7 protein-coding genes are annotated in these 9,121 nt (G+C 72.0%); 2 read left to right on the top strand and 5 right to left on the bottom strand.

The genetic code is table 11. The annotated features are described in order from the left end of the window. The first annotated feature begins 130 nt into the window (after positions 1 to 130). Together Aco03nite_RS20870 and Aco03nite_RS20865 are read left to right on the top strand one after the other, a co-directional pair. Positions 131 to 1,174 (top strand): MerR family transcriptional regulator, encoded by a 1,044-nt coding sequence (locus tag Aco03nite_RS20870; RefSeq protein WP_203797063.1) that lies wholly within the window; start codon positions 131 to 133, stop codon positions 1,172 to 1,174. Further along, positions 1,171 to 2,352, top strand: coding sequence for an MFS transporter (locus tag Aco03nite_RS20865; protein WP_203797062.1), 1,182 nt, complete (start codon positions 1,171 to 1,173; stop codon positions 2,350 to 2,352). The genes Aco03nite_RS20870 and Aco03nite_RS20865 overlap by 4 nt, the downstream gene beginning before the upstream one ends. On the opposite strand, the gene hutH is transcribed toward Aco03nite_RS20865, so the two are convergent. Genes hutH through hutU form a run of 5 tightly spaced genes read right to left on the bottom strand, consistent with a single transcriptional unit; the run spans position 2,332 to position 9,116 of the window. After that, complete coding sequence (gene hutH / locus Aco03nite_RS20860) at positions 2,332 to 3,867, bottom strand: histidine ammonia-lyase (RefSeq protein WP_203797061.1); 1,536 nt, start codon at positions 3,865 to 3,867, stop codon at positions 2,332 to 2,334. The genes Aco03nite_RS20865 and hutH overlap by 21 nt on opposite strands. Next, positions 3,864 to 5,060 carry an imidazolonepropionase gene (gene hutI, locus Aco03nite_RS20855; protein WP_203797060.1) on the bottom strand — a complete coding sequence of 399 codons (1,197 nt, stop codon included), beginning with the start codon at positions 5,058 to 5,060 and terminating at the stop codon, positions 3,864 to 3,866. Before hutI ends, hutH begins: the two co-directional genes overlap by 4 nt. Then, positions 5,057 to 6,337 (bottom strand): formimidoylglutamate deiminase, encoded by a 1,281-nt coding sequence (locus tag Aco03nite_RS20850; RefSeq protein ID WP_203797059.1) that lies wholly within the window; start codon positions 6,335 to 6,337, stop codon positions 5,057 to 5,059. The genes hutI and Aco03nite_RS20850 overlap by 4 nt, the downstream gene beginning before the upstream one ends. Further along, positions 6,334 to 7,488, bottom strand: coding sequence for an allantoate amidohydrolase (locus Aco03nite_RS20845; RefSeq protein WP_203797058.1), 1,155 nt, complete (start codon positions 7,486 to 7,488; stop codon positions 6,334 to 6,336). Before Aco03nite_RS20845 ends, Aco03nite_RS20850 begins: the two co-directional genes overlap by 4 nt. Next, positions 7,485 to 9,116 (bottom strand): urocanate hydratase, encoded by a 1,632-nt coding sequence (gene hutU / locus Aco03nite_RS20840; RefSeq protein ID WP_203797057.1) that lies wholly within the window; start codon positions 9,114 to 9,116, stop codon positions 7,485 to 7,487. The genes Aco03nite_RS20845 and hutU overlap by 4 nt, the downstream gene beginning before the upstream one ends. Positions 9,117 to 9,121 lie beyond the last annotated feature (5 nt).

The raw sequence follows: 9,121 nt of genomic DNA, 5'->3' as shown, positions 1-9,121 counted from the left end.
CGAGGAGCGGGCGGGTTGACCTGTTCCGCGGCCGAGGAGCGGGCGGGTTGACCTGTTCCGCGGCCGAGGAGCGGGCGGGTTGACCTTTCCCCAGGGGGAAGGCCCAGAGTGGCCGCAACGAGGAGGTGCGATGGCGGAGCTGATGACGATCGGGGCGTTCGCCCGGATGGCACGGCTGTCGCCGAAAGCCCTGCGGCTGTACGACGAACTCGGGCTGCTGCCACCGGCCGCGGTCGATGGCGAGTCGGGATACCGGTTCTATCACCCGGAACAGTTGGAGAAGGCTCGGCTGATCGTCTGGCTCCGGCGGCTCGGGATGCCGCTGGCGGACATCCGGCAGGTGGGTGAGCTGCCCGGAGAAGAGGCCGCGGTGGCGATCGGCGCCTATTGGGACCGGGTGCTCGCGGAGACTGCCGAGCGTGGCCGCCTGGCCGCCTTCCTCGTCGACCAACTCTCCGGGAGGGGAAGCGCGATGGGAACGCTGGGAATCCGGTATGCGGCTCGGTCCGAGACGGGATCGGTGCGGGAGAGCAACGAGGACACCGCCTACGCCGGGCCGCGGCTGATCGCGGTCGCCGACGGGATGCGCGGGCCGGGTGGGGAACGGGCCAGCGCGGCCGCCGTCGACGCGTTGAAACCGTTGGCGGCGGTGCCGGCCGACGACCTGCTGGGGGCGCTGGCCGAGGCGGTCCGGGACGCACAGCAGGCGGTGGGGGAGTTGGATGGTGACACGGCCACCACACTGACCGCCCTGTACTGGTCGGGGTCGAGGCTGGCCCTGGCTCACATCGGCGACACCCGGGCCTACCGGCTGCGGGACGGGGAACTGAGCCAGATCACCGTCGACCACACCTACGTGCGATCGCTGGTGGAGCAGGGGCGGCTCACCGAGGCCGAAGCGGATGCACATCCGCAACGGTCGTTGCTGGTCAAAGCCTTGACCGGGAACGGGGAGGCCGCCCCCGACCTGTCGTTGCACGAGGCGGTGGCGGGGGACCGCTACCTGCTCTGCACGGACGGCCTGACCACGACGGTGCCGGTGGAGACGCTGCGGGAGGTGCTGGCCGCCGGCGACGACCCGCAGAAAACCCTCGATCAACTGATCACCCGGGCGTACGCGGCGGGGGCCGACGACAACGTGGCAGCTGTCGTCGCTGACGTGGTGCCCGCGTGAGGGTGCTGGCCGACCGTCGCCCGCTCGCCGTTCCCGCGTTCCGCCGCTGGTGGACGGCGTCGCTGGTGACGGCGATCGGCGGCTCGTTCAGTGTGGTCGCGGTCCCGGCCCAGCTGTACACCGCGACCGGCACGTCCGCGGCGGTCGGCGGGGCGGCGGTGCTCACGTTTGCGGGCTTGACCGCCGGGGCGCTCGGCGGTGGTGTACTGGCCGACCGGCACGACCGGCGCCGGGTTCTGCTGGCCGGGCAGAGTGTCCTGGCCGCCACGTGCACCGGTCTGTGGGCACAGGCGGCGTTCGGCGGTGCGTTGCCGTACCTGCTGGTGCTGGTGTTGTTCCAGGGGTTGGCCTTCGGGGTGATCTCCACCGCGACCGGGGCGGTGCTGCCCCGGCTGGTGCCGTCCGAGTTGCTGGCGGCCGCGAACGGCCTGAACTCGCTGGTCCGGTACGGCGGTTCGATCCTGGGCCCGGTCCTGGCGGGGCTGCTGCTGCCGCTGACCGGCGTCGCGAACCTGTACCTGTTCGACGCCGTCGCCCTGACCGCGGTGCTGTGGGCGGTGTTCCGGTTGCCGCCGCTGTACCCGGAACGACGAACGGATCGGCCCGCGCAACGGGTGCGGGTCAGTCGTCTGGTGCTCGCGGTGCTGGCGGTCGATCTGGCCGCGATGGTGTTCGGCATGCCGATCGCGCTCTTCCCGGAACTGGCCCGGCACTTCGGTGACCCGGCCGGTGGCGGGCTGCTGCTCGGGCTGTTCTACGCGGCGTACCCGGCAGGCGTGTTCCTGGCGGGGTTCTTCGGCGGGGTCTTCACCGGAACCGCACACCCCGGCCGGATGATGGCCGGGGCGGCGATCGCCTGGGGCGTCGCGGTGGTGCTGCTGGGCCTGGCGAGCATTCCCGCGCTGGCGCTGCTCGCGCTGGTGGTCGGTGGCGCGGTCAACTTCGTGCTGAGCACACACCGCAACGCGATCACCCAGGCGCACGTCGACGACGAGATGCGCGGCCGGATCCAGGGCGTCCTGACCGTGGTGTTGTACGGCGGCCCCCAATTGGCGAACCTGCTGCACGGTACGGCCGGAGCCCTGGTCGGCCCCCGCGCGGCGATAGTCGCCGGCGGCCTGTTGACGGTGACATCGGTGGTCGCGGTCCGGCCGGCCTTAGTTCAGCGGACCGGTTGACCCTTCGATGGCCGAGCGCAGCTCGCGGCCGGAGACGACGGCCCGGGTCTGTTCCAGCACCGGGGCCAGGAACAGGTCCGGGCCGGGTGTTCCGGCGAACGGCGTGAGCGCGGCCACCGCGGCCTGCCCGGCCGGTGACGGGGTGAGCGGTTCCCGCAGCTGGAGGCCGCGGACCGCGGACAGCAGCTCGACGGCGAGCAGGCTGGTCAGGTTGTCCAGGACGGTCCGTAGTTTCTTGGTGGCGGCCCAGCCCATCGACACGTGGTCCTCCTGCATGCCGCTGGTGGGCAGCGAGTCCACCGAGGCGGGGGAGGCGAGCCGCCGGTTCTCCGCGACGATCCCGGCCGCGGTGTACTGGGCGATCATCAGCCCGGAGTTGACCCCGGCGTCAGGCGACAGGAACGGCGGCAGCTCCCGGTTGCGGGTGACGTCGAGCAGCCGGTCGACACGGCGTTCCGAGATGGCGCCGATCTCGGCGGCGGCGATGGCCAGGAAGTCGGCGGCGAACCCGAGCGGCGCCCCGTGGAAGTTGCCCGTCGACTCGACCCGGCCGTCCGGCAGCACCACCGGGTTGTCCACCACCGACACCAGCTCCCGGGAGGCCAGCAGCCGGGCGAAGTCCAGGGTGTCCCGGGCCGCACCGGCCACCTGCGGGGCACAGCGCATCGAGTACGCGTCCTGCACCGCGTGTGCCAGGTCGTCCCGGTGCGAGTCCATGATGGCCGAGTCCTGCAGCAGCCGGTGGATGTTCGCCGCGGACACCGCCTGGCCCGGGTGCGGCCGGATGGTGTGCAGCTCGGGCTGGAACGGCCGGTCGGTGCCGAGCATCGCCTCGATCGCCAGGGCGGCGGTCACGTCGGCCATGGTGAACAGGTGGGCGGCGTCGTCGATGGCCAGCAGCAGCATGCCGAGCATGCCGTCGGTGCCGTTGATCAGCGCCAGCCCCTCCTTGGCGGCCAGGTCCAGCGGCTGCAGCCCGGCGGCCCGCAGCGCCTCGGCCCCGGCGATCCGGGAACCGTCCTTGGCGAGCACCCAGCCCTCACCGAGCAGCACGATCGCACAGTGCGCCAGCGGGGCCAGGTCACCCGACGCGCCGAGCGAGCCGTGTTCCGGCACCCACGGCGTGACGTCGTGGTTGAGCAGGTCGACCAGGCCCTGGGCGAGCACCGGCCGGACCCCGGAGCGGCCCAGCGCCAGCGACCGGACCCGCAGTAGCATCATCGCCCGGACCACCTCGCGCGGCATCGGTGCCCCGATCCCGGCGGCGTGCGAGCGGATCAGCGCGTGCTGCAGTTCGGCGCGGCGCTCCGGCTCGATCGACGTGTTGGCGAGCGCGCCGAAACCGGTGGACACGCCGTAGACGGGCCGGCCCGATGCTTCGATGCCGTCGACGATGGCCCGGCTGACGGCCATCGCCTCCACGGCGGCGGGGGAGATCTCGACCCGGGCGTCGGCGCGGGCCACGGCGAGGACATCGGCCGGGGTGACCCCGGTGGGCTGAACGGTGACGATCATTGCGGCACTCCGTCGTGCAGAACGGTTCGGATCAGGGGAACACCGGGCCGGTAGGCCAGATGCAGGTAGGAGGGGGCGTCCAGGATCATCAGGTCGGCGCGGGCGCCCACCGAGAGCCGGCCGACGTCGTCGCGGCGCAGGGCCCGCGCGCCACCCGCGGTCGCCGCCCACACCGCTTCGGCCGGGGTCATCCGCATCTCCCGGACGGCGAGGGCGATGCAGAAGGACATCGACGAGGTGTACGACGAACCCGGGTTGCAGTCGGTGGCCAGCGCGACGGTGACACCCGCGTCGAGCAGCCGCCGCGCGTCCGGATAGGGCGAGCGGGTGGAGAACTCGGCCCCCGGCAGCAGCGTCGCCACCGTGCTGCTCCAGCCGCCGTCGCCGCACATGCAGTCGAACACCGTGGAGGCCAGCGCGTCCACGTCGGCGTCGGTCAGGTGGGTGCAGTGGTCGACGCTGGCGGCGCCCATTTCGACGGCCAGCCGGACACCCGGTCCGGGGCCGAGCTGGTTGCCGTGCAGCCGCAGTCCGAGCCCGGCGTCCTTCCCGGCCGCCAGCACGGTCCGGGCCTGGTCCTCGTCGAAGGCCCCACGATCACAGAAGACATCGATCCATTTGGCGTACGGCCGGGCCGCGTTCAGCATCGGCCCGCTGACCAGCGCCACGTACTTCCACGGATCGTCTCGGTATTCGGCGGGCACCACGTGCGCCCCGAGGAACGTGGTCTCGGTGGTGAACTCGGCGGCGATCCGCAGTGACCGGGCCTCGTGCTCGACGTCCAGCCCGTACCCACTCTTGATCTCGATCGTGGTGGTGCCCTGCCGCCGCATCTCGGTGACCAGCCGCCCGGTGGCCCGTCGCAGCTGGTCGTCGCCGGCCTCGCGGGTGGCGGCGACGGTGGTCCGGATGCCGCCGCCGGTGTACGGCTCACCGGCCATCCGGGCCCCGAACTCGGCCGCCCGGTCCCCGGCGAACACCAGGTGCGCGTGGCTGTCGACAAATCCGGGCAGCACCGCGGCGCCCTCGGCGTCGATCCGCTCGTCGGCGTCCGGAGCCTGTGCCGAAGCACCGACCCAGGCGACCGTCCCGTCCTCGACGACCAGAGCGGCGTCGTACACGATGCCGAGCCGGTCCCGCCCGTGACCGGGATTGGTCACCAGCTCGCCGATATTGGTGATCACGATGCTCATGCGAGAACCTTCGCCAGTTCTGCCGGTACGTCGACCAGGGTGTGCCGCCCGTCGGCGACGATCCGCCGTCCGCCCGAGATCACGTGCGTGACGTCGGCACCGGTGGCCGCGAAGATCGCCTGATCGGGGCGGGATCCGGTGGTGCGTACCGACGCAAGGGAGACCGCGACCAGATCGGCCCGCAACCCGGGCGCGATACCGCCCGCGTCGTCCCAGCCCAGGCTCTGATGGTTGGCCGCCGCCGCGACCAGCGCGGCGGCCGGGAAGTGCCCACGGCTCTCGCTGGCCAGCCGCTCGTTCATCTCCAGCCCGCGGATCTCCTCGAACGGGTCGATCACCGCGTGACTGTCGCTGCCCAGACCGATCGGCGATCCGGCGGCGGCCAGCCCGGCGGCCGGGCCGATGCCGTCGGCCAGGTCGCGTTCGGTGGTCGGGCAGAAGCACACGCCGGTACGACTGTCGCCGAGCAGTTTCACGTCACCGTCGGTGAGATGGGTGGCGTGCACGGCGGTGGTGCCCGGCCCGAGGATGCCGTGCCGGTCCAGCAGTTCGGTGGGCGTGCACCCGTGCACGGCCCGGCACTGCTCGTTCTCGGCGCGCTGTTCGGACAGGTGCACGTGCAACGGCCCCCGCCCGGCCAGCATCGACAGCTGATCGGCCGGAACCGCGCGTACCGAATGAATGGCCGCACCGATCCTGGCGTGCGGCGCCGCGGTGATCTCCGCGACCCGTGCCGCCCAGGCCTCCGCGTTGTCGTCACCGAACCGCAGCTGCACGCCGGCCAAGGGCGTTCCGTCCACCCCGGCGGTCAGGTACAGCGTGTCCAGCAGGGTGATCCGGATGCCCGCCTCGTCGGCGGCCTGGATCAGCGCGGCGCCCATCGCGTTCGGGTCGGCGTACCGAACCCCGCCCGGTGCGTGGTGCAGGTAGTGGAACTCGCCCACACACGTCACCCCGGCCAGGGCCATCTCGGCGTACACGGCCCGGGCCAGCGCCAGATAGCGATCCGGGTCGAGACCGGCCGCCACCTCGTACATCTGCTGCCGCCACGTCCAGAAACTTCCCCGGCCACTGTGCGTACGCCCCCGCAAGGCCCGGTGGAAGGCGTGCGAATGCGCGTTGGCCAGGCCGGGCAGCACCAGGCCGGGCAGGCTCTCCCCGTCGGCGGGCGAGTCCGGGGTGACCGCGGTGAACAGCCCGTTCTCGATCTCGATCCGGACGTCGGTGGCGACATCGGCGCCGATCCAGGCGTGCCGGGCGTGGAAGACCGTCCTCATGAGAGATCCGTCAACACGGTGGCCAGCGCTTCCACGCCGGCCTCGCAGTCGGCGTCGGAGGCGTGCTCGGCGGGGGAGTGCGACACCCCGGTCGGGTTGCGGACGAACAGCATCGCCGTCGGCACGTGCCCGGACAGCACCCCGGCGTCGTGCCCGGCCCCGGTCGGCAGGATCGGCGCGTCACCGAGCACCCGGCTCAACCGTTCGGCGAGCGGCACGTCGAACGCCACCTCGGCCGTCACCGACTCCGGCGTCACCGCCAGCGTGGTGCCGTCCCGGCCGGCCCGCTCGGTCGCCTTGCGGACCACCTCGTCGACCAGTTTGTCCAGGGTGGCGGTGTCCGCGGCGCGCGCGTCCAGCCAGCCGCGGACCAGCGACGGGATGGCGTTCGTCGCGTTCGGCTCGACCTGCACCCGGCCGACGGTGGCGTGCGCCCCGGAGAGCCGGGCCTCCTTGTTCGCGGCCAGCACGGTGAAGGCGAAGGTCAGCATCGGGTCGCGGCGGTCGGTCATCCGGGTGGTGCCGGCGTGATCACCGACGCCCTGGAAGTCCATCCGCCAGCGGCCGTGCGGCCAGATCGCGCTGGCCACACCCACCGGGGTCTGCAGCGCGATGCCCTGCTCGATGTGGAGTTCGACGACCGCTTTGATGTTGGCCAGTTCGGCTATCTGTCCCTTTGGCTGCTTTCCGAGCGCCTCACCGAACGAGATGCCGTCGCGGTCGGTCAAGGCGGCTGCCTTCTCGGGATCCATGGCCCCGGTCAAGAGCCTCGATCCCAGGCACGGTACGCCGAACCGGCCGCCCTCCTCCTCGACAAATGCCGCGATGCCGATTTTTCGGTCATGCGGAGTTTTGTCGATGGCCAGGAATGCGCTGACGATTCCCAGTGGACCGTCGTAACCGCCGCCGTGCGGCACCGAGTCGAAGTGCGACCCGGTCAGCACGGTCCCGGGCGCCCACGGCTCACCCCGCCACGCGAACAGGTTCCCGTTCCCGTCCTCGGTGACCGTCATGTCCCTCGTGCTCGCCTGCGCGCGGAACCAGTCCCGCAACGTCAGCTCCGGCTCGGTCAGCGCGAACCGCAGATACCCACCGCTGCCGGCCCGCCCGATCGGCGCGATCTCGGCCCAGAGCTTGGCGAAGGAACTCATCGCGGCATCGGAATCTGCACGCCGTCGGCGGCCTGCGACTCGTACCCGGCGTCCACGTGCCGCAGCACGCCCATCGCCGGGTCGTTGGTCAGCACCCGCTCGATCTTCTGCCCGGCCAGCGCCGTCCCGTCGGCCACACACACCTGACCGGCGTGGATGCTGCGGCCGATACCGACCCCGCCGCCGTGGTGGATCGACACCCAGCTCGCTCCGGACGCGGTGTTCACCAGCGCGTTCAGCAGCGGCCAGTCGGCGATCGCGTCGGAGCCGTCGAGCATCGCCTCGGTCTCCCGGTACGGCGACGCCACCGACCCGGAGTCCAGGTGGTCCCGGCCGATCACCAGCGGCGCGGACACCTCGCCCCGCGCCACCATGTCGTTGAACCGGACCCCGGCCTTGTCCCGCTCGCCGTACCCGAGCCAGCAGATCCGGGCCGGCAGCCCCTGGAACGCCACCCGCTCCCCGGCCAGCCGGATCCACCGCGCGAGCGGGTCGTTGTCCGGGAACAGGTCGAGGACGGCGCGGTCGGTGGCGGCGATGTCGGCCGGGTCGCCGGAGAGCGCGGCCCACCGGAACGGACCTTTGCCTTCGGCGAAGAGCGGCCTGATGTACGCCGGAACGAACCCCGGGAAGTCGAACGCCCGCTGGTAGCCCGCCAACTGGGCCTCGCCCCGGATCGAGTTGCCGTAGTCGAACACCTCGGCCCCGGCGTCCATGAACCCGACCATCGCCGCGACCTGCTTGGCCATGCTGGCCCGGGCCCGGTCGGTGTACTCCTCCGGCTTGGTCCGGGCGAGTTCCGCCGAGTCCGCCAGCTCGACACCGACCGGCAGGTAGCTCAGCGGGTCGTGGGCGCTGGTCTGGTCGGTGACGATGTCGATCTCGACGCCGCGGACCAGCAGCTCCGGGAAGACCAGCGCCGCGTTGCCGACCACACCGACGCTCAGTGCCCGGCGCTCGCGCTTCGCGGTCAGCGCCACCTCGACCGCCTCGTCCAGGCTGTCGGCGATCACGTCCAGGTAGCGGGTGTCGACCCGCCGCTGCAGCCGGGTCCGGTCCACGTCGACGATCAGGCAGACCCCGCCGTTCATGGTCACCGACAGTGGCTGCGCCCCGCCCATGCCGCCACAGCCGCCGGTCAGCGTCAGGGTTCCGGCCAGGTCGCCGCCGAACCGCTTGGCGGCCACCGCGGCGAACGTCTCGTAGGTGCCCTGCAGGATGCCCTGGGTGCCGATGTAGATCCACGAGCCGGCGGTCATCTGGCCGTACATGGTCAGGCCCAGCTGCTCCAGGCGACGGAACTCCGGCCAGGTCGCCCAGTCGCCGACCAGGTTCGAGTTCGCGATCAGCACCCGCGGCGCCCACTCGTGCGTGCGCAGCACCCCGACCGGTTTGCCGGACTGCACCAGCAGCGTCTCGTCACCCTTCAGCGCGTCCAGTTCCCGCACCATCGCGTGGAACGACGGCCAGTCCCGGGCGGCGCGGCCGGTCCCGCCGTACACCACCAGATCCTGCGGCCGTTCGGCCACATCCGGGTCGAGGTTGTTCATCAACATCCGCTTGGCGGCCTCCTGCGGCCAACCCTGCGCCGTGTACGCCGTACCGCGCGGTGATCTGATCTCGGTCATCGTGT

It is taken from the genome of Actinoplanes couchii (assembly GCF_016862075.1).
GTDB lineage: Bacteria > Actinomycetota > Actinomycetes > Mycobacteriales > Micromonosporaceae > Actinoplanes > Actinoplanes couchii.
The sequence above is the reverse complement of the archived record's forward strand: the minus strand, read 5'-3'. Positions and strand labels throughout refer to the sequence as shown.

Bases quoted from the DNA above. Each gene is read 5' to 3' on its own strand.
- hutU (WP_203797057.1), bottom strand. From the start codon at position 9,116: ATGACCGAGATCAGATCACCGCGCGGTACGGCGTACACGGCGCAGGGT.
- hutH (WP_203797061.1), bottom strand. From the start codon at position 3,867: ATGATCGTCACCGTTCAGCCCACCGGGGTCACCCCGGCCGATGTCCTC.
- Aco03nite_RS20850 (WP_203797059.1), bottom strand. From the start codon at position 6,337: ATGAGGACGGTCTTCCACGCCCGGCACGCCTGGATCGGCGCCGATGTC.
- Aco03nite_RS20845 (WP_203797058.1), bottom strand. From the start codon at position 7,488: ATGAGTTCCTTCGCCAAGCTCTGGGCCGAGATCGCGCCGATCGGGCGG.
- Aco03nite_RS20870 (WP_203797063.1), top strand. From the start codon at position 131: ATGGCGGAGCTGATGACGATCGGGGCGTTCGCCCGGATGGCACGGCTG.
- hutI (WP_203797060.1), bottom strand. From the start codon at position 5,060: ATGAGCATCGTGATCACCAATATCGGCGAGCTGGTGACCAATCCCGGT.